The sequence below is a fragment of the Mizugakiibacter sp. genome (assembly GCF_039680435.1).
Taxonomy (GTDB): Bacteria; Pseudomonadota; Gammaproteobacteria; order Xanthomonadales; family Rhodanobacteraceae; genus Mizugakiibacter.
On record NZ_JBDKSX010000059.1, the window covers coordinates 1 to 23,356 of the forward strand.

The window sequence follows — 23,356 nt, forward strand, 5'->3', positions numbered from 1 at the left end:
TGCTGGCGCTGGCGAGCCGCGCCGGCTTGGGCGCCGGCAGCGCGGTGCCGCTGGACGTTGCGCCGCTGCTGGAGACGATCGACGATCTCGAGCGCGGTCCCGCGATCCTCGCCGCGCTGCTGGCCGATCCGGTCTACCGCGCGCATCTCGCCGCGCGCGGCGACGTGCAGACGGTGATGCTCGGCTATTCCGACAGCGGCAAGGACGGCGGCATCGTCGCCTCGCGCTGGGCGTTGCAGCGCGCGCAGGTGGAATTGCCGAAGATCGCGCGCGCCGCCGGCGTGCGCCTGGCGTTCTTCCACGGCCGCGGCGGCTCGATCAGCCGCGGCGGTGGCAAGACCTCGCGCGCGGTGATGGCTTCGCCGCGCGGCAGCGTCGACGGCCGCCTGCGCGTCACCGAGCAGGGCGAGGTGATCCACCGCAAGTACGGCATCCGCGCGCTGGCGCTGCGCACGCTGGAGCAGACCGTCGGCGCGGTGCTGCTGGCCAGCCTGCGCCCGCGCGCGCCGGACGCGCGCGAGGCGGCGTGGCGCGCGGCGATGGACGGGATCGCCGCGGCCGGCCGCGCGGCCTACCGCGCGCTGCTGGAATCGGAAGGCTTCGTCGCCTACTTCCGCGCCGCCACGCCGATCGACGTGATCGAGCGCATGACGCTGGGCTCGCGCCCGCCGCGGCGCGGCGTTGCCGATGGCGGCATCGAGAGCCTGCGCGCGATCCCGTGGGTGTTCGCCTGGACGCAGAACCGCGCCGGCCTGACCGGCTGGTACGGCGTCGGCAGCGCGCTGGAACGCGCCGCCGCCGCGGTCGGCGAGGCGCCGCTGGCCGAGATGGCGCGCCACTGGCCGTTCTTCCGCACCCTGCTGGACGATGTCGAGATGGTGCTGGCGAAGAGCGACCTCGCCATCGCCGAACGCTTCTCGCGGCTGGCCGGCGACGCGCACGCGCGCTTCTTCCCGCGCATCGAGGACGAATTCGCGCGCACCGTCGCGTGGATCGCGCGCCTCAAGGGCACGCGCACGCCGCTCGCCGAAGATCCGCGCCTCGCCCTGTCGATCCGCCTGCGCAATCCCTACGTCGATCCGATGAGCCTGATCCAGGCCGACCTGCTGGCGCGCTGGCGCGCGACGCAACGCCAGGACGAGGCGCTGTTCGCCGCGCTGGTCGCCACCGTCAACGGCATCGCGCAGGGGCTGCAGAACACCGGCTGAAGCGCATGCGGCGCTCGCCCGCGCACAGGCTCCTGCAAACGCGCATGGCGGGGGTCGCCTGCACGCAGGCTCCTGCAGAAGCACGCGGGCGGGAGCCTGCGTGCAGGCGACCTCTCCCGCTCGCTCAGGCCTCGAGTTCTTCCCGGCGCCGGTAGCAAGCGCAGGGTGGGCCTTGGCCCACCGTCGCTTTCGCTTGCGCATGCGTTCGGTGGGCTGAAGCCCACCCTGCGCGCTTGCTTCACTTCGCCCCACCGGGGAGAGCGTGAGGAGGCCCGATGCGGGTTGCGAGGCTCAGGCCTCGAGCTCTTCCCAGCGCCGGTAGCATGCGTCGAGCTCGGCTTGCAGCGCGGCGAGCGCGTCGTTGGCGGCGACGATGGCGGCGGCGTCCTGCCGGTAGTGCGAGGGATCGCGCATGGCGGCGCTGCGCGCGGCGATGTCCGCCTCCAGCGCCTCGATGCGCGCCGGCAACTGCGCCAGCTCGCGCGCGTCCTTGTAGCTCAGCTTGCGCCGTGCGGCTGCTGCGACTGCTGTCGCCACGGTTGCGACGGCGGGTGCTTTCGCCGCCGCCGGCGCGGCGGCTGCCGGCGCGGGCCGCTGCCGCAGCCAATCGCTGTAGCCGCCGACGTAGTCGCCGATCGCGCCGCCACCCTCCAGCACCAGCGTGCTCGACACCACGTTGTCGAGGAACTCGCGGTCGTGCGAGACCAGCAGCAGCGTGCCGCGGTAGGCGCCGAGCAGGTCCTCCAGCAACTCCAGCGTTTCCACGTCGAGGTCGTTGGTCGGCTCGTCCATCACCAGCAGGTTGGACGGCTTGGCGAACAGCCGCGCCAGCAGCAGGCGGTTGCGCTCGCCGCCGGACAGTCGCGTGATCGGCGCGCGCGCGCGTTCCGGCGTGAACAGGAAATCCTGCAGGTAGCCCATGATGTGCTTGCGCTGGCCGTCCAGCTCGATGTACTCGCGGCCCTCGGCGACGTTGTCCAGCGCACTGCGGGTGTCGTCGAGCTGCGCGCGGTGCTGGTCGAAGTAGGCGATCTCCAGTCCCGTGCCGGGCTTCACCTCGCCCGCCTGCGGCGCCAACTCGCCCAGCAGCAGCCGCAGCAGCGTGGTCTTGCCGGCGCCGTTGGGGCCGATGATGCCGATGCGGTCGCCGCGCAGGATGGTGTTGGAGAAATCGCGCACCAGCGTGCGGCCGCCCACCGCGTAGGTCACGTCGCGCGCCTCGATCACCTTGCGCCCGGAAGCCTGCGCGTCGGCCAGCGTCATGCGCGCGGTGCCGCCCGGCTCGCGGCGCGCGGCGCGCTCGCGGCGCAGCGCTTCCAGTGCGCGCACGCGGCCTTCGTTGCGCGTGCGTCGCGCCTTGATGCCCTGGCGGATCCACACCTCTTCCTGCGCCAGCTTCTTGTCGAACAGCGCGTTGGCCTGCGCCTCGGCGTGCAGGCGCTCCTCGCGGCGGCGCAGGTAGTTGGCGTAGTCGCCGGGCCAACTGGTCAGCGCGCCGCGGTCGATCTCGACGATGCGCGTCGCCAGCGCGCGCAGGAAGCGGCGGTCGTGGGTGACGAAGACGATGCTGCCTTCGAACTGGCGCAGGAATTCCTGCAGCCAGTCGATCGCCTCGATGTCGAGATGGTTGGTCGGCTCGTCCAGCAGCAGCACGTCGGGCGCATGCACCAGCGCCCGCGCCAGCAGCACGCGCCGCTTCATGCCGCCGGACAGCTTCGCGAAGTCGGCGTCGCCGTCCAGTTCGAGACGCACCAGCACCTGCGTCACGCGGCGGTCGAGGTCCCAGCCGTGGCCGGCTTCGATGCGCGCCTGCGCCGCGGCCATCGCCGCGGTGTCGCCGTGCGTGATCGCGCGGTGGTAGGCGGCGAGCAGCGCGCCGGCGTCGCCGAGGCCGGCGGCGACCACCTCGAACACGCTGCCGGTGACGTCGTGCGGCACCTCCTGCGCCAGCCGCGCGACGCGCACGCCCGCGGTCACGCGGCGCTCGCCGTCGTCCGGCGCGATCTCGCCGGCGAGCAGGCGCAGCAGCGTCGACTTGCCGGCGCCGTTGCGGCCGACCACGCAGACGCGCTCGCTCGGCTCGATGGTCAGATCGACGCCGTCGAGCAGCGGCGGACCGCCGACGCCGACGTCGACGTGGAGGAGCTGGATCAGGGGCATATGCGCATTGTACGGGCAGAAACGCGACGGGCCGCGCGAGGCGGCCCGTCGAGGGATCGAACGTGCGGGTGGCTTACTTCAGCTTGGCATCGGCGCGCAGCGCCTCGGCGCGGTCGGTCTTCTCCCACGAGAACGCGGTGAAGGTTTCGCCGTTGGCGAGCTTGACCTCGTACGGCGAACGGCCGAAGTGGCCGTAGCTGGCGGTCTGCTGGTACATCGGGTGGATCAGGTCCAGCATCTGCAGGATGCCGTACGGACGCAGGTCGAAGTGCTTGCGGATCAGTTTCTCGATCTTGTCGTCGCTGATCTTGCCGGTGCCGAAGGTGGTGACCGAGATCGAGGTGGGATGCGCCACGCCGATGGCGTAGCTGACCTGCACCTCGCAGCGGTCGGCGATGCCGGCGGCGACGATGTTCTTCGCCACGTAGCGCGCCGCGTAGGCGGCCGAGCGGTCGACCTTGGACGGATCCTTGCCCGAGAACGCGCCGCCGCCGTGGCGCGCCCAGCCGCCGTAGGTGTCGACGATGATCTTGCGACCGGTCAGGCCGCAGTCGCCGACCGGACCGCCGATCACGAACTTGCCGGTCGGGTTGATGTGGAACTTGGTGCCCTTGTGCAGCCACTTGGCGGGCAGCACCGGCTTGACGATCTCCTCCATCACGCCTTCGACCAGGTCCTTGTGGCGGACCGCGGGGTCGTGCTGCGTGGACAGCACCACGGCATCGATGGCGACGGCCTTGCCGTCCTCGTAGCGCAGCGTGACCTGGCTCTTGGCGTCCGGGCGCAGCCACGACAGCGGCGACTTCTTCGCCTTGCGCACCTTGGCCTGGCGCTCGACCAGGCGATGCGAGTAGTAGATCGCCGCCGGCATGAAGTCCCTGGTCTCGTTGGTCGCGTAGCCGAACATCAGGCCCTGGTCGCCGGCGCCCTGTTCCTCGGGCTTCTTGCGGTCGACGCCCTGGTTGATGTCCGGCGACTGCTTGCCGATCAGGTTCAGCACGCCGCAGGTCTCGCCGTCGAAGCCGACCTCGCTGGAGTCGTAGCCGATGTCGAGGATCACCTTGCGGGTCAGCGCCTCGAGGTCGATCCAGGCGCTGGTGGTGACTTCGCCCGCGACGATCGCCACGCCGGTCTTCACCAGCGTCTCGCAGGCCACGCGCGCGCGCTTGTCCTGCGCCACGATGGCGTCCAGCACGGCGTCGGAGATCTGGTCGGCGATCTTGTCCGGATGGCCTTCGGAGACCGATTCGGAGGTGAAGAGGTAGCTGCTCATCGGCGGTTATATCCTTTGATCCGGATAGATGGATGGAAAACAAGGGGCGCATGATAGCGGGAACGCGGCGGCGCTGCAGCAGGCCGGGTCAAGCCGCGTCGGCCTGCTCGCTTCCGGTTCAGGGTCGCGCCAGTCCGCGCCGCGCCGAGCGCGCCAGCAGCCGACGCTCGACCAGCGCGTACAGCAGCCACGCCGCGCCGAGGCTGAGCGCGGCGGACAGCGGAATCCGCTGCCACGCAGGCAGGTTCGTCTCCAGCAGCGCGCGCACGATCGGCCAGTGCACCAGGTACAGGCTGTAGGACAGCCGTCCCAGCCACACCGCAGGCGCCCATTCGAACAGGCGCTTGAGCGGGTGCGCGCCCGGCACCAACAGGCCGGCGATCAGCACGGCGCAGGCGAGTTCGACCGCGGTCAGGCCGACGCCGTAGGTCGACAGCGCGTGGCTGGACAACCGACGCGTGGCGAGCAGCAGCGCCAGCAGCGCCAGCGTCGTCGCCCACGGCGCCCAGCGCCGCGCGCCGGTGCTTTGCAGCAGCGCGGCGCCGCGACGGCTGGCCGCGGCGATCGCCAGGCCCGCGCCGATCAGGAAGCCGAACGCGCAGACGTCGGTGGCGTAATAGAGGTACTGCACCGGCTGCGGATGGTCGCGCACCAGCGCCACCGCCAGCGACCGCCACGCCGCCGCGGCGAGGATGCCGAGCGTCGCCAGCGCGGCCAGCCCGCGCCCGCGCGCGACGCGCCAGGCCAGCCAAAGCAGCAGCGGCCACAGGAAGTAGAACTGCTCTTCCACCGCCAGCGACCAGGCGTGGCCGAGCGCGTCCGGGCTGTGGAAGGCGATGATCGTCCAGTTGCCGATGTACGACGCCGCGAAGACGACCTCGTACAGGCTCGGTTCGAGCAGCGCCACGCCGCCGAAGGCGACGCGCAGCGCGAGGAACGCCAGCAGCACGACCAGCAGCGGCGGGAACAGGCGCTCGAAACGGCGCACGTAGAACGCGCCGAAGCGGATGGTGTCATCGGCGAGCAGGCGCTCCAGCAGCAGCGAGGTGATCAGGAACCCGCTCAGCACGAAGAACAGGCGCACGCCGATGAAGCCGCCCCAGAAGCCCGGCGTCTCCGCGTTGTACAGCGCGACCAGCGCGATCGCCAGCGCGCGCACGCCGTCCAGCGCCGGCGCGTAGCGCAGCGTGAAGACGGACGAGGCGCGGGTCGCGTGCGCGTTGGCGTCGGCAGGGGCCCCCATCCGCGCAGCATACGCCGGCGAGATAGCGGCCGGCAGCGGGGCGGCGCGGCCCAGGCCGCGTGGTCCGCAGGAGCCTGCGTGCAGGCGACCCGAACGTGCGCGCGGCCCGCACGATCTTGCCTTCCGCGTCCCCCGCAGTCCCGGTCGCGAGCACGCTCGCTCCTGCGCATCGCGATGTGTCCGCGTGTAGGAGCCTGCGTGCAGGCGACCCGCTTTCAGGCTGCGCGCGCGTAGCCCGCTTCCAGCGCGTCGAAGTAGTCGCGGGTAAGGCGCATCTGTTCGGTAGCGCTCTCGGCGCGGTTGGCGACGGCGCGGAAGGCGGCGTTCTCGGGGCGGTCCTTGGCGTACCAGCCGAGGTGCTTGCGCGCGATGCGCACGCCCTGCGGCTCGCCGTGGAACGCATACAGGTGTTCGAGGTGGCCGAGCAGGATGTCGCGCACTTCGGCGGGGCCGGGCTCGGGCAGCGTCTCGCCGGTGGCGAGGTAGTGGGCGATCTCGCGGAAGATCCACGGCCGGCCCTGCGCGGCGCGGCCGATCAGCAGCGCGTCGGCGCGCGTGGACTCGAGCACGCGGCGCGCCTTCTGCGGCGTGTCGATGTCGCCGTTGGCGCAGACCGGGATGCGCACCGCCGCCTTCACCGCGGCGATGGTGTCGTATTCGGCCTCGCCCTCGTATTTGTCGGCGCGCGTGCGGCCGTGCACGGCCAACGCGGCGATGCCGCTGTCCTCGGCGATGCGCGCGACGGCGAGCGCGTTGCGGTGCTCGCGATCCCAGCCGGTGCGGATCTTCAGCGTCACCGGCACGTCCACCGCCTTCACCACCGCGGCGAGGATGCGCGCCACCAGCGGCTCGTCCTGCAGCAGCGCCGAGCCCGACCACACGTTGCACACCTTCTTGGCCGGGCAGCCCATGTTGATGTCGACGATCTGCGCGCCGTGCCCGACGTTGTAGCGCGCCGCCTCGGCCAGCATCGCCGGATCGTAGCCGGCGATCTGCACGCTGACCGGCGCCGGCTCGTCGACGTGGTCCATGCGCCGCAGCGACTTCGCCGTATGCCACAGGCGCGGGTCGGCGGTGGTCATCTCGGACACGGCCAAGCCCGCCCCCAGCCGCTTGCACAGCAGGCGGAACGGCTTGTCGGTGACGCCGGCCATCGGGGCCAGCGCCAGCGGCGGGTCGATCGCGTAGGGGCCGATGCGCATCGGGCCATTGTAGCGGCGCCACATTCGCTTGCCCGGGTGGCGGCGAAGTGCTGTGATGCCGGCATGGGCCGCATCCTGCTCGCGCTGGCGGGATTGGTGTGGACGCTGCCGCTGTTCGCAGCGGCGGCAGGGGCCGACGACGTGTCGCCGCGAACCGCGCTGCTGCTGCGCATCGACGGCCCGATCGGGCCGGCCAGCGGCGACTACGTCCGCCGCGGCCTGGCCGAGGCTGCGCGCGGCGATGCGGCCGTGGTCGTGCTCGAGCTGGACACGCCCGGCGGCCTCGACACCGCGATGCGCCAGATCGTCAAGGCGATCCTCGCCTCGCCCGTGCCGGTGGCCGGCTACGTCGCCCCCGGCGGCTCGCGCGCCGCCAGTGCCGGCACCTACATCCTCTACGCCTGCCACGTCGCGGCGATGGCGCCGGCCACCAACCTCGGCGCGGCCACGCCGGTATCGCTGTTCGGCGGCGGCAAGCGCGCGGACGACGAAGCGGACCAGCCCTCGGGCAAGCGTGGCGCCGGCGCCAAGGCCGAGTCCGCGCCGCAGGACGCCGAGGCGCGCAAGGTGCTGAACGACGCGGTCGCCTACATCCGCGCGCTCGCCACTCAGCGCGGCCGCAACGCCGACTGGGCCGAGCAGGCGGTGCGCGGCGCGGCCAGCCTGCCGGCGGACGAAGCGCTCAAGCTGCACGTGATCGACCTCGTTGCCGACGACGTGCCCGCGCTGCTCGCGCGCATCGACGGCCGCCGCGTAACGACCGCGGCCGGCGCGCGCGTGCTGCGCACGCGCGGCCTGCCTGTGGTCGAACGCCGGCCCGACTGGCGCACGCGCTTCCTCGACGTGATCGCCAATCCCTCGGTGGCCTACATCCTGCTGCTGATCGGCATCTACGGCCTGCTGCTGGAAGGCTACAACCCCGGCGCGGTGCTGCCCGGCGTGGTCGGCGCGATCGCGCTGCTGCTGGCGCTGTACGCGTTGCAACTGCTGCCGGTCAATTTCGCCGGGCTGGCGCTGATCGCGCTCGGCGTGCTGCTGATCGTCGCCGAGACCTTCGTGCCGGCGTATGGTTCGTTGGGCATCGGCGGCGTGATCGCCTTCGTGATCGGATCGGTCGTGCTGATGGATACGGACGTGCCTGGCTACGCGATTTCCCTGCCGCTGCTGGTCGGCGTCAGCCTGGCCGCGGCGCTGGTCGCCGCCGGCATCGCCTGGCTCGCGCTGCGCATGCGCCGCCGGCCGGTGGTCAGCGGGCGCGAGCAGATGGTCGGCAGCCTCGGCGAGGCGGTGGGCGCCTTCGCCGAGCGCGGTACGGTGCACGTGCACGGCGAGCGCTGGCAGGCGCTGACCGACGCGCCGCTGCGGTCCGGCCAGGCGGTGCGCGTGGTCGCGATCGAAGGCCTGACGCTGCGCGTCACGCCGGTCGAACGAGCGCCCCAAGGAGGTGCGTGATGTTCCCCACTCTCGGTGTCGTCGTCGTCATCCTGCTCGTCCTGCTGTTCAGTTCGCTGAAGGTGCTGCGCGAGTACGAGCGCGGCGTGGTGTTCACCTTCGGCCGCTTCCAGGGCGTCAAGGGCCCGGGCATCATCGTGCTGGTGCCGATGGTCCAGCAGATGGTGCGCATCGACCTGCGCACGGTGGTGCTGGACGTGCCGCCGCAGGACGTGATCTCGCGCGACAACGTCTCGGTCAAGGTCAACGCGGTGATCTACTTCCGCATCATCGACCCGGAGAAGGCGGTGATCCAGGTCGAGAACGCGCACGAGGCGACCAGCCAGATCGCGCAGACCACGCTGCGCTCGGTGCTCGGCCAGCACGAGCTGGACGAGATGCTCAGCGAGCGCGACAAGCTCAATCACGACATCCAGCGCATCCTCGACCAGCACACCGACGCCTGGGGCATCAAGGTCGCCAACGTCGAGATCAAGCAGGTCGACCTCGACGAGGGCATGATCCGCGCGATCGCCAAGCAGGCCGAAGCCGAGCGCCAGCGCCGCGCCAAGGTGATCAACGCCGAAGGCGAGCTGCAGGCGTCCGAGAAGTTGATGCAGGCGGCGCAGGTGATGCAGCGGCAGCCGCAGACGCTGCAGTTGCGCTACCTGCAGACCCTGGTCGAGATCGCCGGCGACCGCGCCTCGACGATCGTCTTCCCGCTGCCGATGGACCTGATCGAGCCGCTGCTGCGCAAGCCCAAGGCCGACTAGCCACCACGCCGCCGGCGCGCAGCAGCCGGCAGGGCGGAATCCGCGCAGCGGCTTCCGCCGGGCAGGTCGCCGGATTCGGTGCGCAGAGGGCAGGTACGGCGGAAGCGCCGCTGCGCGGCGACTCCGCCGTACGCCGGCGCCGTCCTACGCGTTCGCCGTCTTGCCGGCGCGCTTGCGCGCGCGCCACAACAGGAAACCGCTGACCAGCAGGAACGGCGGCAGCAGGCCGGCGAAGGCGACCAGCGCGCGCCAGGCGCCGCCGACCGCGCCGGCGAGATGCGGCGGTCGGCCGCGCCGGCACCGCGCTCAGCCCGGAAAGCGCGCGAGCACCTCGGCCCAGCGCGGCATCGCCGGTGCCGCGCCGACGCGCTCGGTGGACAGCGCGGCGGCGCGGTTGGCGTGGCGCACGGCCTCGACGAACGGCCGCCCGGCGTAGCGGACCATCGCGGCCGCCAGCGCGCCGCTGAAGGCGTCGCCGGCGCCGGTGGCGTCGATCGTGTGCGCCGGCTCGCACGGCAGCCGGTAGTGCGTCGCCGCGTCGCCGCGGCGGTCGCCGTCGTCGGCGTGCGAGACGAAGCAGCCGTGCCGGCCGAGCGTGATCACCACGCACGGCACCGGCAGGCGCCGCGCCAGCGCGTGCAGGTCGGCGTCCGCCAGCGCCGCTAGCGCGTCCGCGTCCGCGTCGATGCCGGCGAAGCGCGCACACAGCAGGGCGAACTCGGTTTCGTTGGGCGTGATCAGGTCGCAGCGCCGCAACGTGCCGGGCGAGAGCTCCGCGTGTGCCGGCGCCGGATTGAGCATGCGCACCGCGCCGGCCGCGCCGGCGAGCTCGAGCGCGGCGTCGATCGCGTCGAGGTTGTTCTCGAGCTGCACCAGCATCACGTGCGCCGCGGCGAACGCCTCGCGCTGCGCGCGCACGAAGGCGGGATCGAGCCGCTCGTTGGCGCCCAGCGCGACCACGATCTGGTTCTGCCCGCCGTCGTCGACGAGGATTCCGGCGGCGCCGGTCGGCGCATCGTCGCGCACTTGCCAGCGGCAGCGCAGGCCCTCGGCGTCGGCGAGGCGGCGCGCGGCCGCGCCGAGATGGTCGTCGCCGATCGCGCCGATGAAGCTCGTCGCGACGTCCTGGCGCACGCACGCCACCGCCTGGTTGAAGCCCTTGCCGCCGGGACCGGCGACGAAGCCGCGCGCGCGCCGCGTCTCGCCGGGACGGCAGAAGCGGTCGACCTGCCAGACGTGGTCGTGGTTGTAGCTGCCGACCACGACGACTTGCGCGGGCGCGGGCATCGGCTGCGCTCGCTCAGGCGCCGAGATCGCCTTCGGGGCGCAGGCCGCGCATCGTGGCCGGATCGTGCCGGTGCTTGAACAGCGGCACGAACAGGACCGCCATCGCCAGCGCGTACAGGGCGAAGGTCAGCCAGATGCCGCGCCAGTCCATGCTCCCGTCCGGGCCGGTGAACCAGTGCTCGATCAGCAGGCCGCTGACGGCGCTGCCCAGCACCGCGCCGACGCCGTTGGTCATCACCATGAACAGCCCTTGTGCGCTGGCGCGGATCTTCGCGTCGCTCTGCAGCTCCATGAACAGCGAGCCGGAGATGTTGAAGAAGTCGAAGGCCATGCCGTAGACGATGCACGACAGCACGATCATCCACAGCCCGTTGCCCGGGTCGCCGTAGGCGAACAGGCCGAAGCGCAGGAACCACGCCAGCATGCTCATCACCATCACCGCCTTGATGCCGTAGCGGCCGAGGAAGAACGGGATGGTCAGGATGAACAGCGTTTCCGAGATCTGCGAGATCGACATGATGATCGCCGGATAGCGCACGGCGAGCGTGTCCCTGTAGGCGTCGAACCTGGCGAAATCGTGCAGGAAGGTATCGCCGTAGGCGTTGGTCAGTTGCAGCGCCGCGCCGAGCAGCATCGCGAAGACCAGGAACACGGCGATGTTGCGGTTGCGGAACAGCGTGAACGCGGTCAGGCCGAGCGCATCGACCAGCGAGCGGCCGGCGGCCCTGCCGAGCTTCGGCGCGCACGGCGGCAGGGTGAACGCGTACAGCCCGAGCAGCAGCGCCGCTGCCGCCGCCACGTGGAACTGGCCGGCCGAGGTTTCGAGGTGCAGCAGGCTCACCGTCCACAGCGCGACGATGAAGCCGATCGTGCCCCAGACGCGGATCGGCGGGTAGTCGCGCACCACGTCGAGGCCGGCGTGCTTCAGCGCGTTGAAGGACACCGCGATCGCCAGCGCGATGGTCGGCATGTAGAAGACCATGTTCAGCAGCATCACCCAGAACAGCACGGACGGGCTGTCGACCAGCGGCACGATCAGCAGCGTGGCCGCACCGGCCAGGTGCAGCAGTCCGTACAGACGCTCCGCGTTGACCCACTTGTCCGCGACGATGCCGGCGATGGCGGGCATGAACAGCGCGGCGATGCCCATCGTCGAGAAGATCGCGCCGAACGCCGAGGCGGACCAGTGTTTGTTCTGGAACCAGTACGCGCCGATGGTCAGCAGCCACGCGCCCCACACGAAGAACTGCAGGAAGTTCATTACCACGAGGCGGAGCTTGAGGTTCATCGATCACCTTCGTTCGCGGATGGGCCGGGACTCCGCGGCGGCGCGCCCGCCGCCGCGGCGTGCGGCGCGGGCGCGGCAGCGTCTCGGCGCGTCCCGGCGGTGCGCCGGATCCTCCCCGGAACGCGCACGGCCGCGGCAGCGTAGGGCATGCCCGCGGGGGCGACAAGCCGGCTCAGCGCAGCGCGATCCACGGCGCCAGCGCGAGGAACAGCAGCGCGGTGCCGATGCGCGCCGCGCGCAGCGGCAACCGTGCGGCGAAGCGCACGCCCAGCCAGACCACGGGGACGTTGGCGAGCAGCATGCCGAGCGTGGTGCCGGCGACCACCTGCCACAGCGGGTGGTATTCGGCGGCAAGGATCACGGTCGCCACCTGCGTCTTGTCGCCCATCTCGGCGAGGAAGAAGGCGACCAGCGTGGTCAGCAGCACGCCGTGACCGCTGCGCTTGCGCGCGGCATCGTCGTCGGCGCGGTCGGGCACCAGCGTCCACGCGGCAACGGCGAGGAAGCTGCCGGCGACGATCCATTTCAATTGCGCCGGCGTCAGCCACGCCGCGACCAGCGCGCCCGCGCTGCCGGCCAGCGCGTGATTGACCACGGTGGCGCCGAGGATGCCGAGGCAGATCGGCCAGGGCCGTCGGTACTTGGTGGCGAGGATCAGCGACAGCAGTTGGGTCTTGTCGCCGATTTCCGCCAGCGCGACCGCGGCGGTGGAAACGAGCAGGGCCTGCATGGATGCTCCGCGGCTGGGGACGGTCGAGACGATGGCGCGCACGCCGCCCCAGCCGGGAATCGGCGCGTGCAGCCAAATGTCTCGCCAGGCGACTGCCGTCCGCGCCATGGCCGTTGGGCCAAGTGTGTTGACGCGGACACCGCGGCGGTTCGCCGCGGCCGGCTACTCCCCGATGGAGCGCGCGCAGTCTAGTGGCGCGCGGTGCGCGCGGCAACCGCGCGTGCGCGCAGGCGGCGCGCGTGGCAGGCTTGGCCGATTGCGCCATGCGCACCCCGTCCACGAGGAGCCCGTCATGGAGTACCGCCGCCTCGGCTCGTCCGGCCTCAGGCTTTCCGCGCTGGCGTTCGGTGCCTGGATCAACTTCGGTCGCCGGCTCGGCCGCAAGGAAGCGCGCGAGCTGGTCGCCTGCGCCTGGGACCACGGCGTCAACTTCTTCGACAACGCCGAGACCTACGCGGCCGGCGAGGCCGAGCGCGTGATGGGCGACGCGCTGGCCGACCTGCGCCTGCCGCGCGACGGCTACTGCGTGTCCAGCAAGGTCTACTTCGGCGCCGTCGCCGAGCCGCGCCCGACCCAGCGCGGACTGTCGCGCAAGCACGTGATCGAGGCCTGCGACCAGGCGCTGGCGCGGCTGCGCGTGGATTACCTCGACCTCTACTTCTGCCACCGCCCCGACCCCGATGCGCCGGTCGAGGAAACCGTGTGGGCGATGGACCACCTGGTCCGCAGCGGCAAGGTGATGTACTGGGGCACGTCCGAATGGCCGGCCCAGTTGATCCTGCGCGCGCATGCCTTCGCGCGCGCCGAGCGCCTGCATCCGCCGCAGATGGAACAGCCCGAATACAACCTGCTGCATCGCGCGCGCGTCGAGACGGAGTACGCGCCGCTCTACCGCGAGATCGGGCTCGGCACCACCACCTGGTCGCCGCTCGCGTCCGGCGTGCTGAGCGGCAAGTACGCTGACGGCGTGCCGGCGGATTCGCGCCTGGCCACCCCCGGCTACGAGTGGCTGCGCGAGCGCCTGCTGGGCGCGGACGGCGAGGCGCGGCTGGCGCGCGCGCGCCGGCTGGCCGTGCTGGCGAAGGAACTCGGCGTGGCGCCGGCGCAGTTGGCGATCGCGTGGTGCCTCAACAATCCGCACGTCAGCTCGGTGATCCTCGGCGCGACGCGTCGCGCCCAGTTGGAGGAGAACCTGGCGGCGCTGCCGCTGGCGCGGCGGCTGGACGCCGCGACAATGGTGCGCATCGAGCAGGCGACCGCCTGAGGCGGCGCCCGGTCGCGGTGCCAACGCCGCGTCCGCGGCGGCCGCGCGTGCGCAAACCGATGCGCGCGCAGGCGCCCGGCGCGCATCGGGCGGACGGCGCCACATGCGGCAACCGGCGGCTTGACTAACAAATGAGAATCATTATCATCTGCAGGCAGGTCCAGCCGTGCAGAGCGCCGCCATGCAATCACTCCCCGCGCCACCGTCAACCGCGTCGCAGGCCGCGCGCACGCGGCCGTCTTCCGCGCCATCCCGCCAGTCGACGACGGCGCCGCGCATCGAGAGCCGGCACCTGCTGCATGGCGCGCGTGAACTCGTGATCGAGCACCTCGGCGGCGAGTACCGCCTGCGCCTCACCCGCAACGACAAGTTGATCCTGACCAAGTAGGTCTTCGACAGCGGATGCCAGCCGTCCGCCGCGCGGACGCGCCAGCCCCGTTCCTTCCGGAGGTGGCATGTTGGCCCGGTATGGCTTTTTCGCGCGCGACGCACGGCCGATAGCGGCGTGCGCGCGGCCGCTGCGTCCCGATCTGGCCCGGCTCGCGTCGCGTCTGCCGCAGCTCGGCTGCGTCCTGTGCTGTGCGTGCGCACCGGCCGGCGGCATGACGGCGGTGCGGGATGCGGACGGCGTGCTGCTGGTCGACGACCCGCGTCTGCGCTGGCTTTGCGCGACCGCGCGCGTGGAGGCGCGCTGTGCGGTGACGCGTGCCGGACCGCGCGAATGGCTGCGCTTCGAAGACGCCGGGGGCGCGGTGCTGGCCTGCGTGTATCTGCTGCCGGATACCGATTTCCTCGCGTGGGATGCCTTGCTGTCCGCGTGCGGCGACGTCGCGCCGTCCGGCGACGATGCGCAGGTGGTGCGCCGCGTGCAGCGGCGCGCCGACCTGCTGCGCTTCCGCTGCCTGCGCGTCGGCCGGCTCACCGCGCTCGGCAGCGAAAGTGCGGCGCGGGTTTCGCCCCTGGGCCGCACCGTCGCCGGCGAGATTGCCGGCGACCGGCGCGGGGTACCGGCCTGAGACTCAGTCGATCGCGCCGGCGGGCGGTGCCGGCGGCGCGGGCGGCGCGGGCGGCGGCGGTGCCGGGTGGATCTGCGGCGAAGCGGGCGGCGCAGGCGGAAGCGGTGCTGCGGGTGGCGGCGGTGGCGGCAGCCACAGGGCCGTCGCGGGCGGCTTCAGCTTGAGCGACTCGCGCTTGCCGTGGCGCAGCACCTCGACCGCGACCATCTTGCCGTCGCCGTCGCCGCCGCCGTCGCGCAACGCGCGCATCGCGTCCTCCGGGCGGCGCACCGCCGTGCCGTCCACGCGCACGATCACGTCGCCGGCCTTGAGTCCGGGGAACTGTTCCGGCTGCGCGGACAGCACCAGCGCGCCATCCGCGGTGCCGAAGTAGCTGCCGAGGTCGGCGCCGAGCGGCGCGAGGTTCAGCCCCCACCACGGCGCCATCACGCGCAGCATCGCCGCCTGGCGACGGGCGCCGTCGGCGGCACGCTGCGCCTGTTCGGCGATGCGCTTGACGTCGATGTGCGCAAGCCGCTCCTGCGCGGCGTCGAGCGCGGGCTGCGCGTCCAGCAGCAGCGGCCAGGCATAGGCCTCGCGGCGTTCGGCCTTGACGCTGAAGGCGAGCGGCTTGCCGTCGCGCACGATGCCGAGCTTGACGGTGTCGCCGGCCTTGATCGCGCCGAGCGTCGGCTCCGCCGCCGCGGTGCCGTCGTCCTGCACGCGCAGCGGCTCGCCGTTCACGCTGACGATCACGTCGCCGATCGCCAGTCCGGCCTGTTCGGCGGGTCCGCCCGGCGTCAGCGCGCCGATGCGCGCGCCTTTCGGGCCGGGGCTCAGCACCACGCCGAGCATGCCGCGCCCGGGATCGGCCAGATAGCGGAACGCGTAGGCGCGCGGCGCGGCTTCGCCCATGCGTGCGGACAGCTCGGCCATGCGCTGCGCCAGCGCGCGCATCTCGCCGCGCATCTGCTCGAGTTCGCGCCGCGCCGCGGCGCTGTCGGCGGCGCCGGTCGCCGGCGCCGGCGGCGGCGTCGCCGCCAAGGCGCCGCCGCAGGCGAGCGCCAGCGCCATCACAAGGAGTTTCGGTCGCATCTCGAGCCTCATCAGTTGATCCAGACGGTGGGGGTGGCCGCGCCGGCGTCGGCCACGGCGTAGCCGCCGAGTCGCAGCGTGGCGAGTTGTTCGAGCAGGTCGACGCGCTGCCGCCACAGCGGCAGTTGCGTGCGCGCGTCGCCGCCGGCGGCGAGCTGCACGTCGACCAGGCCGATCATGTCCTCGAGTTCGGTGGCGCCGGCCAGAGCGCGGCCGCCCAGCGGCGCGCCGCCGACGTCGAGCGTGTGTACCCAGCGTTCCAGTCGCTGCGAGCGCTCGCGCAGCGCGGACAGCTCGGCGACGGGGGCCGCGTACGCCGCGGCGCCGGGGCGCGCCGCGGCTGTCGCGCCCGCGACCGCCGCCGTGGACGGTCGGATCGCCGGACGCGGCGCGCGCAGCGCGGCGGGCAGCACCAGCGCCAGCACGAGCGCCGCGGCGAGCGCCGCCGGCACGGCAAACAGGGCGTAGCGGCGGCGCTGCGTCCGCCGGCGCGCGCGCGCGGCCAGCAGCGGCCACAGGTCGCGTTCGGGCGTCGGCGCCGGCAGCGCGCGCAGCGCGTCCGCCAGTGCGGCGTGTGCGTTCATGCGGTCGGTGCGATCAGGCATGGCGATGCCTCCGGGTGGTCCGTCAACAGCTCGCGCAGGCGGCGGGTGCCGCGCGCGAGCTGCGATTTCGAATAGCTGACGGTGCGCTCGCAGTGCGCGGCGATCTCGACGTGGGTCAGGCCCTCGACGTGGTACAGCCACAGCACGGTGCGCGTCGCCGGCGGCAGCGCGGCCAGCGCGCGCTCGAGCGCGCTGCGGTCGGCCAGCATCCACGCCGGCGGCGCGTCCTCGTCCGCGGGCTCGATCTCCAGCGGTTCGGCGCCGAAGCGGCGCGCGCGGCGCAACCGCATCAGCGCCTCGTTGGTCGCGAGCTGGCGCAGCCAGGCCCAGAACGGCGCCTCGCCGCGGTACTGCGCGGCGCGCTCGTAGGCCTTGAGCATCGCGTCCTGTAACACCTCGTGCGCGGCGTCGCGGTCGCCGAGCAGGCGGCAGGCCAGCGCGTACACCGGCCGCTCGAACAGGCGGTAGACGCGCTCGAACGCGGCGAGATCGCCGCGGCGCAGCGCGTCGATCACCGCCGGGTCGACCTCGTGCCGGAAGAGGGATGGCTCCATGCCGGTTAGATGCGCATGCGGCGCGAACAGTCGCAAGAGGGGGCTTGGCAACGATGCCTCGTTCGTTTAAATTAGGAGTCCTAAATACGTCGCCGGGCAGGAGACGCCCGCCGGCGGCTGCGACGCCGGCGGCGGGGAGTCGAGATGAAATCGCCGCATTACTTCGACCGCCATTCCGTGCCGCTGCCGCAGCGCACCGTCGCCGCGCTGGAGCGGCTCGGCCAGGTGCTGCGCCAGGAGGCCTGGCGCCGCGGCGGCGCGTTGGACCTGTCGCCGACCCAGCAGCGGGTGCTGGCCGAGCTGGACGCCGCCGGCGCGGAAGGGCTCGGCCTCGGCGCGCTGGCGCAACGCCTTGCGGTCAGCCCGCCGACCGCCAGCGACGCGGCCGCCGCGCTGGCGCGCAAGGGCCTGCTGGACAAGCGCGCCGACGCCGCCGACGCGCGCCGCAAGCGCTTCACGCTGACCGCCGCCGGCCGCGAGGCGGCCGCCGCGCACGCCGGCCCGGCCGAGGTGGTGCTGGCCGCGCTCGGCGCACTGGACGCGACCACGCAGGAAACCGTCTACCGCGCGCTGCTGCTGACCATCCGTCGCCTGCAGGCCGAGGGCCGCATCGAAGTGGCGCGCATGTGCCTGGACTGCGCGCACTTCCGCCCCTTTGCGCATGCCGACCTGCCGGCCACGCCGCACCACTGCGCGCTGGTCGACGCGCCGTTCGGCGAGCGTCACCTGCGCATCGACTGTCCCGACCACCACGCCGCCGCGTCGGCGCAGCAGGCGCGCAGTTTCGTCCGCTACGCCGGTTCGGCGGATCCCGCCCCGGAGCAGAAGCAGTCATGAGCAAGACGACCCTCGCGCTGGCCTGCGCGCTCGCGTTCGCTGCCGGCGGCGCCGCGGCGCACGGCATCGACGCCGCGTCCGGCAACGCCAAGGCCGCCGATTTCGACATCGTGCGCACGAACGTCGCGGCGAGCGACCGCTATCTCGCTTTCGACATGCAGGTCAGCGGCAAGGCCGGCGCCACGCACCCGGCGAAGAGCGGCAAGCTGGCCGGCAGCACGGTGTTTTCCTACGTGTGGCCGACCAGGATCGACACCGCCGAGGTCGGCTTCGACGCGGCCCAGGGCACGCTGGCGCTGGCGGTGACCGCGCATGCCGATTTCGACGATACGCCGTGGATCGACGAGAACGGCGACGGCAACCCCGATGACGACGGCGACGTGTGGCATTCGCACTGGGTGGTGCTGGTGCCCGACGACGCCTGCGGCAAGGGCATGCTGAAAGTGAAGGACATCCCCGAAGGCGCGCATCCGAAGCTGCCGGCGACCTGGCCGGGGCTGCCGATCCTGCTCGACTCGCCCGGCTACACGCCGCTGATGGACGGCCGGCACGTGCGCGTGCGCGTGCCGTTCCGCGATCCGCAGCGCATGCTCGGCAGCGCCTTCGACGGCGTCACCGCCGGCTTGCGCGTCAACGCCAACGTGCAGGCGCCACTGCTGTGCGTGGTCGGCGTCAAGGAGGTGGCCTCGGGCGATCTCTCGCTGCCGGGCAGGATCGCCGCCGCGGCGGCGAAGGGGGAGTGAGATGACGGCGCTGCGCCAGGCGCCGGAATGGCAGGCGGCGCGCTGGTTCAACGGCGCGCCGCTGGCGCTGGCCGACCTGCGCGGCCGCGTGGTGCTGCTGCACGCCTTCCAGATGCTGTGTCCCGGCTGCGCGGCGCACGCGCTGCCGCAGATGCAGCGCGTGCATCGCGCGTTCCCGCGCGAGCGCCTCGCCGTGGTCGGGCTGCACACGGTGTTCGAGCACCACGAGGCGCAGGGTCCGGCGGCGCTGGAAGCGTTCCTGCACGAGTACCGCTACGAGTTCCCGGTCGGCGTCGACGCGCACGACGCCGGCGACCCGCTGCCGCGCACCATGCGCGCCTACGCCATGCGCGGCACGCCGACCCTGGTGCTGATCGACGCCGCCGGCCGGCTGCGCCAGCAGCACTTCGGCATCCAGGACGACCTGGCGCTGGGCGCGGCGCTGGGCAGCCTGCTGGCGGAGGCGTCCGCGGCCGGTTGAGCACTGTCCGCGCTGTCCGCGCGGGTGTCCGCGGACAGCGTCCGCGCTCACGGCCGTTGCCGCGATCGCTTCCCGATCAATGGTTTGCAGGCGCGCACTGCGCTGGCACGGCGGTTGCTGATACAGGCCCGAACATGGCGCCGCGGCTGACGGCGCACCGGGAGCCTGCATGATCCGCGACACCTCCGCCCAAGACCGCCTGATCGTCCCCGAGCGCACCTCGAAGCTGCGCCGCTGGCTGTGGCCCGGCGTGGCCGCGGCGGTCGGCCTCGCGCTGCTGCTGTGGCTGGTGCCGAGCGCGCTGCGCACGCTGGCGGCCGGTACGTCGGTCAATGCGACGCGCCTGCGCATCGCCACCGTGCAGCGCGGCACGCTGGTGCGCGACGTTTCGGTGCAGGGCCGCGTGGTCGCGGCGGTCAGCCCCACGTTGTACGCGCCGGCGCCGGGCACCGTCACGCTGGACGTGGTCGCCGGCGACAAGGTGCAGAAGGACCAGGTGCTGGCCGAGCTGTACAGCCCCGAGCTGACCAACCGTCTCGCCCAGGAACAGGCCGCACTGCAGGGCCTGGAAGTCGACTACGAGCGCGCGCAGATCGAGGCGCGGCGCAAGCGCCTCGACGTGCAGCGCACGCTCGACCAGGCCGCGATCGACCGCAAGACCGCCGAGCGCGAGGTCGAGCGCACCACCAAGGCATTCAAGCTGGGCGCGCTGCCGGAGATCAACGTGCTGCGCGCCGAGGATGCGCTGGAGAAGGCCGACATCACGCTGGACAACGCGCGCAAGGGCGTGGCGCTGGACCATGACAGCCTCGCCTTCGAGGTGCAGGCGAAGAAGCTCGCGCGCGACCGCCAGCAGCTCTCGGTGGCCGAGCTGCAGCGCCAGGTGGATGCGCTGAAGATCCGCTCGCCGGTGGCCGGCCAGGTCGGCCAGCTCATAGCCGCGCAGAAGGCCAACGTCGCGCTGAACGCGCCGCTGCTGAGCGTGGTCGACCTGTCCGCGCTGGAGCTGGAAGTGCAGGTGCCCTAGGTGTTCGCGCACGACATCGCGATCGGCATGCCGGCCGAGATCCAGGACGCCAGCGCCACCTACAAGGGCGAGGTCGGCGCGGTGTCGCCCGAGGTGGTCAACGGCCAGGTCACCGCGCGCGTGCGCTTCGGCAAGGCCAGGCCGGCGGGCCTGCGCCAGAACCAGCGCCTGACCACGCGCATCCTGATCGACACGCACCCGAACGTGCTGATGGTCGAGCGCGGCCCGTTCGTCGACGCCGGCGCCGGTCGCGTCGCCTACGTGGTGCGCGGCGACGTCGCCGAGCGCACGCCGATCCAGGTCGGCGCGTTGAGCCTGAACGCGGTCGAGATCGTCTCGGGCGTCAAGGAAGGCGACCGCATCGTGATCTCCGGCACCGACGAGTTCAACGGTGCGCAGCGCGTCACCATCCACTGAGCCGGGCCCACCACGACACCCCTTGCCCCACGAGGAACCGCCATGCTGGCCATGAAGCACCTGCAGAAGGTCTACCGCACCCACCTGATCGAGACGCACGCGCTGCGCGACTTCTCGATCCATGTCCGCGAGGGCGAGTTCGTCGCGGTGACCGGTCCGTCCGGCTCCGGCAAGACGACCTTCCTCAACATCGCCGGCCTGCTCGAGGAGTTCACCGGCGGCGAGTACAAACTCGACGGCGTCGACGTCGGCGGCATGAACGACGCCGAGCGCTCGCGCCTGCGCAACGAGAAGATCGGCTTCATCTTCCAGGGCTTCAACCTGATCCCCGACCTCAACCTGTTCGACAACGTCGACGTGCCGCTGCGCTACCGCGGCTTCAACGCCGCCGAGCGCAAGCGCCGCATCGAGGAATCGCTGGGCCGCGTCGGCCTGGCCTCGCGCATGAAGCACTACCCCTCGGAGCTGTCCGGCGGCCAGCAGCAGCGCGTGGCGATCGCGCGCGCGCTGGCCGGTTCGCCGCGCCTGCTGCTCGCCGACGAGCCGACCGGCAACCTCGATTCGCTGATGGCGCGCGGCGTGATGGAACTGATGGAGGAGATCAACCGCCAGGGCACCACCATCGTGATGGTCACCCACGACCCGGAGCTGGCCGTGCGCGCGCAGCGCAACGTGCACGTGATGGACGGCCAGGTCACCGATCTCGGCGAGGAGCCGCGCCTGCGCGTACCCGCAAGCCCCGAGCCCATGCCGGCCTGATGCTGGAACTCCCTCCCGCTGGGAGCGGGAAGCAGAAACCCAAGGGGTAATGAAGATGTTCGCCTACTATCTCCAGCTCGGCCTTCGCAGCCTGCGGCGCAATCCGGTGCTGACCGCGCTGATGGTGCTGGGCATCGCGCTCGGCATCGCCGCCAGCATGACCTCGTTGACCGTGTTCCACATGATGGGCAGCGACCCGATCCCGTGGAAGAGCAGCAAGCTGCACTACGTGCAGATGGACAACTGGGATCCGAACCAGCCTTACGGCGACGACGGCAGCCCGCCCGACCAGATCACCTATCGCGACGCGGTCGCGCTGATGCAGGCCGGCAAGGCCGACAAGCAGACCGCGATGTTCAAGCTGGCGCTGCCGATCCAGCCGGCCAATCCGCAGGTCAAGCCGTTCATGGCGCTGGGGCGGGTGGCGTCCGCCGACTTCTTCGGCATGTTCGAGCCGCCGTTCCGCTACGGCGGCCCGTGGGGGCGCGACCAGGACGCCGCGCACGCGCGCGTGCTGGTGCTGACCAGCGACACCAACGAGAAGCTGTTCGGCGGCCAGGACAGCGTCGGCAAGACCGTGCGCATGGACGGCGTCGACTACAGCGTGGTCGGCGTGCTGGACAAGTGGAAGCCGCGCTTCAAGTTCTACGACCTGACCAACGGCGCGCTCAGCGCCGCCGACGAATTCTTCATGCCGTTCACCACCGCGATCGACCTCCGCCAGCGCGCCAGCGGCAACAACAGTTGCTGGAAATTCCCGGGCGAGGGCTGGGACGCCTACCTGCAGTCGGATTGCGTGTGGATCCAGATGTGGGTGCAGCTCGATTCGCCGGCGCGGCTGGCCGAATACAAGTCGTTCCTCGACAGCTACGTCAACGAGCAGAAGCGGCTCGGGCGCTTCCCGCGCCCGCTCGACAACCGCCTGCCGAACGTCACCCAGTGGATGCAGGCCCAGCGTGTGGTGCCGCGCGACGTCGAGGTGCAGACCTGGCTTGGCTTCGCCTTCCTCACCGTCTGCCTGGTCAACACCATCGGCCTGCTGCTGGCGAAGTTCATGCGCAAGTCGGGCGAGATCGGATTGCGGCGCGCGCTGGGCGCGAGCCGGAGCGAGGTGTTCCGCCAGTTCCTGATCGAGTCCGGCGTGGTCGGCCTCAGCGGCGGCCTGGTCGGCCTGCTGCTGACCGGGCTGGGGCTGATCGCGGTGCGCGCGCTCTACGCCGACTACAAGAACGTGGCGCAGCTCGACTGGACGATGGTGCTGACGACGCTGGTCCTGGCCATCGTCGCGGCGCTGCTCGCGGGGCTGTATCCGACCTGGCGCGCGTGCCGCGTGCAGCCGGCCTCGCAACTGAAGACGCAATGACGAACCGGGCGCGGCCGCCCGTGCGCCGCGTCCGCCACCGAACGAGGTCAGTCATGGAAATCCGTCCGATATTGTCCGCGCTGATGCGCAGCAAGGTGGCGCTGGTGCTGATCGGCCTGCAGATCGCGCTGACGCTGGCGATCGTCTGCAACGCGCTGTTCATCATCGGTCAGCGCCTGGAGCGCATGCAGCGGCCGAGCGGCATGAACGAGGTCGACACCTTCGCGGTGACGAGCTCCGGCTTCGGCGAAGGCTTCGACGTGCGCAGCACGATGGAGGCCGACGTGACGCTGCTGCGCAGCCTGCCCGGCGTCGCCGCCGCGACCGCCATCAACTCGCTGCCGCTGAGCAACGGCGGCTGGTCGAGCGGCCTGGTGCTGAAGCCCGACCAGCGCACCCCGCTGGCCAGCGCGGCGTTCTACTTCGTCGACGCGGGCGCGCTCGACGCCCTTGGCCTCAAGCTGGTCGCCGGGCGCAACTTCAAGCCGGAAGAGATCGGCTACCGCACCATGAACGATAACGTCACCCCGGCCGGCGTGATCGTCACGCGCGCGCTGGCCGAGAAGCTGTTCCCGGGCCAGGGCGCGGTCGGCCGCCAGTTCTACATCGACGATCCCAGGA

Annotated in this window: 22 protein-coding genes, 1 pseudogene and 1 riboswitch; of the genes and pseudogenes, 13 read left to right on the top strand and 10 right to left on the bottom strand. The window is 72.0% G+C overall.

All coding sequences use genetic code 11. The annotated features are described in order from the left end of the window. On the top strand, positions 1 to 1,208 hold a 1,208-nt coding region (locus ABFC67_RS06135; RefSeq protein ID WP_346737161.1), incomplete at its 5' end, for a phosphoenolpyruvate carboxylase. Between the two features lie 291 nt (positions 1,209 to 1,499). Here ABFC67_RS06135 and ABFC67_RS06140 read toward each other — a convergent pair. From ABFC67_RS06140 to dusB, 4 genes are all read right to left on the bottom strand, one after another. Beyond that, positions 1,500 to 3,368: an ATP-binding cassette domain-containing protein gene (locus ABFC67_RS06140; protein WP_346737163.1), complete on the bottom strand. Its 1,869-nt coding sequence runs from the start codon at positions 3,366 to 3,368 to the stop codon at positions 1,500 to 1,502. 73 nt (positions 3,369 to 3,441) lie between these two features. Next, complete coding sequence (metK, locus tag ABFC67_RS06145; protein ID WP_346737164.1) at positions 3,442 to 4,641, bottom strand: methionine adenosyltransferase; 1,200 nt, start codon at positions 4,639 to 4,641, stop codon at positions 3,442 to 3,444. A 118-nt stretch (positions 4,642 to 4,759) separates the two neighbouring features. Continuing rightward, positions 4,760 to 5,884, bottom strand: a complete 1,125-nt coding sequence (locus ABFC67_RS06150; RefSeq protein WP_346737165.1) for an acyltransferase — start codon at positions 5,882 to 5,884, stop codon at positions 4,760 to 4,762. Positions 5,885 to 6,099: 215 nt separating this feature from the next. Then, a complete protein-coding gene (gene dusB, locus ABFC67_RS06155; RefSeq protein ID WP_346737166.1) occupies positions 6,100 to 7,086 on the bottom strand; it encodes a tRNA dihydrouridine synthase DusB in 987 nt (328 codons plus the stop codon). 63 nt (positions 7,087 to 7,149) lie between these two features. On the opposite strand from dusB, the gene ABFC67_RS06160 reads away from it, so the two are divergent. Together ABFC67_RS06160 and ABFC67_RS06165 are read left to right on the top strand one after the other, a co-directional pair. Further along, a complete protein-coding gene (locus ABFC67_RS06160; protein WP_346737167.1) occupies positions 7,150 to 8,538 on the top strand; it encodes a nodulation protein NfeD in 1,389 nt (462 codons plus the stop codon). Then, positions 8,538 to 9,290 carry a slipin family protein gene (locus tag ABFC67_RS06165; protein ID WP_346737168.1) on the top strand — a complete coding sequence of 251 codons (753 nt, stop codon included), beginning with the start codon at positions 8,538 to 8,540 and terminating at the stop codon, positions 9,288 to 9,290. The genes ABFC67_RS06160 and ABFC67_RS06165 overlap by 1 nt, the downstream gene beginning before the upstream one ends. A gap of 306 nt (positions 9,291 to 9,596) precedes the next feature. On the opposite strand, the gene ABFC67_RS06170 is transcribed toward ABFC67_RS06165, so the two are convergent. The 3 genes from ABFC67_RS06170 to ABFC67_RS06180 all read right to left on the bottom strand — a co-directional run bounded on the left by ABFC67_RS06170 (position 9,597) and on the right by ABFC67_RS06180 (position 12,595). After that, on the bottom strand, positions 9,597 to 10,577 hold the full coding sequence (locus ABFC67_RS06170; protein WP_346737169.1) for a ribokinase: 981 nt from the start codon (positions 10,575 to 10,577) through the stop codon (positions 9,597 to 9,599). Between the two features lie 13 nt (positions 10,578 to 10,590). Further along, positions 10,591 to 11,865 carry a nucleoside permease gene (locus ABFC67_RS06175; RefSeq protein ID WP_346737170.1) on the bottom strand — a complete coding sequence of 425 codons (1,275 nt, stop codon included), beginning with the start codon at positions 11,863 to 11,865 and terminating at the stop codon, positions 10,591 to 10,593. A gap of 172 nt (positions 11,866 to 12,037) precedes the next feature. Then, complete coding sequence (locus ABFC67_RS06180) at positions 12,038 to 12,595, bottom strand: TMEM165/GDT1 family protein (protein ID WP_346737171.1); 558 nt, start codon at positions 12,593 to 12,595, stop codon at positions 12,038 to 12,040. Positions 12,596 to 12,649: 54 nt separating this feature from the next. Then, positions 12,650 to 12,770: riboswitch (yybP-ykoY riboswitch) on the bottom strand. A gap of 117 nt (positions 12,771 to 12,887) precedes the next feature. On the opposite strand from ABFC67_RS06180, the gene ABFC67_RS06185 reads away from it, so the two are divergent. From ABFC67_RS06185 to ABFC67_RS06195, 3 genes are all read left to right on the top strand, one after another. Beyond that, the gene (locus ABFC67_RS06185; RefSeq protein WP_346737172.1) at positions 12,888 to 13,859 is read left to right on the top strand and encodes an aldo/keto reductase; all 972 of its coding nucleotides are present in this window, start codon (positions 12,888 to 12,890) and stop codon (positions 13,857 to 13,859) included. Positions 13,860 to 14,040: 181 nt separating this feature from the next. Continuing rightward, positions 14,041 to 14,247, top strand: a complete 207-nt coding sequence (locus tag ABFC67_RS06190; protein ID WP_346737173.1) for a hemin uptake protein HemP — start codon at positions 14,041 to 14,043, stop codon at positions 14,245 to 14,247. A gap of 70 nt (positions 14,248 to 14,317) precedes the next feature. Further along, positions 14,318 to 14,875: a hypothetical protein gene (locus ABFC67_RS06195; protein ID WP_346737174.1), complete on the top strand. Its 558-nt coding sequence runs from the start codon at positions 14,318 to 14,320 to the stop codon at positions 14,873 to 14,875. 3 nt (positions 14,876 to 14,878) lie between these two features. Here the strand turns inward: ABFC67_RS06195 and ABFC67_RS06200 are convergent, their stop codons facing one another. From ABFC67_RS06200 to ABFC67_RS06210, 3 genes are read right to left on the bottom strand one after another with little or no spacing between them, the layout of a single operon-like run. Beyond that, positions 14,879 to 15,949, bottom strand: a complete 1,071-nt coding sequence (locus tag ABFC67_RS06200; protein WP_346737175.1) for a PDZ domain-containing protein — start codon at positions 15,947 to 15,949, stop codon at positions 14,879 to 14,881. An 11-nt stretch (positions 15,950 to 15,960) separates the two neighbouring features. Further along, positions 15,961 to 16,554, bottom strand: a complete 594-nt coding sequence (locus ABFC67_RS06205) for a hypothetical protein (RefSeq protein WP_346737176.1) — start codon at positions 16,552 to 16,554, stop codon at positions 15,961 to 15,963. Next, a complete protein-coding gene (locus tag ABFC67_RS06210; RefSeq protein WP_346737177.1) occupies positions 16,530 to 17,108 on the bottom strand; it encodes an RNA polymerase sigma factor in 579 nt (192 codons plus the stop codon). The genes ABFC67_RS06205 and ABFC67_RS06210 overlap by 25 nt, the downstream gene beginning before the upstream one ends. A 144-nt stretch (positions 17,109 to 17,252) precedes the next feature. Between ABFC67_RS06210 and ABFC67_RS06215 the strand changes: the two genes are divergently transcribed. The 7 genes and pseudogenes from ABFC67_RS06215 to ABFC67_RS06245 form a co-directional block, all read left to right on the top strand. Next, the gene (locus ABFC67_RS06215) at positions 17,253 to 17,945 is read left to right on the top strand and encodes a MarR family winged helix-turn-helix transcriptional regulator (RefSeq protein ID WP_346737178.1); all 693 of its coding nucleotides are present in this window, start codon (positions 17,253 to 17,255) and stop codon (positions 17,943 to 17,945) included. Beyond that, on the top strand, positions 17,942 to 18,688 hold the full coding sequence (locus ABFC67_RS06220; protein ID WP_346737179.1) for a hypothetical protein: 747 nt from the start codon (positions 17,942 to 17,944) through the stop codon (positions 18,686 to 18,688). The genes ABFC67_RS06215 and ABFC67_RS06220 overlap by 4 nt, the downstream gene beginning before the upstream one ends. Before the next feature lies 1 nt (position 18,689). Next, the gene (locus tag ABFC67_RS06225; RefSeq protein WP_346737180.1) at positions 18,690 to 19,169 is read left to right on the top strand and encodes a TlpA disulfide reductase family protein; all 480 of its coding nucleotides are present in this window, start codon (positions 18,690 to 18,692) and stop codon (positions 19,167 to 19,169) included. 169 nt (positions 19,170 to 19,338) lie between these two features. After that, positions 19,339 to 20,613: pseudogene (locus tag ABFC67_RS06230) on the top strand (HlyD family efflux transporter periplasmic adaptor subunit). A 42-nt stretch (positions 20,614 to 20,655) separates the two neighbouring features. Beyond that, the gene (locus tag ABFC67_RS06235; RefSeq protein ID WP_346737181.1) at positions 20,656 to 21,372 is read left to right on the top strand and encodes an ABC transporter ATP-binding protein; all 717 of its coding nucleotides are present in this window, start codon (positions 20,656 to 20,658) and stop codon (positions 21,370 to 21,372) included. Positions 21,373 to 21,421: 49 nt separating this feature from the next. Then, positions 21,422 to 22,735 (top strand): ABC transporter permease, encoded by a 1,314-nt coding sequence (locus ABFC67_RS06240; RefSeq protein WP_346737182.1) that lies wholly within the window; start codon positions 21,422 to 21,424, stop codon positions 22,733 to 22,735. Positions 22,736 to 22,788: 53 nt separating this feature from the next. Continuing rightward, the coding region (locus ABFC67_RS06245) for an ABC transporter permease (RefSeq protein ID WP_346737183.1) at positions 22,789 to 23,356 on the top strand (568 nt) is incomplete at its 3' end.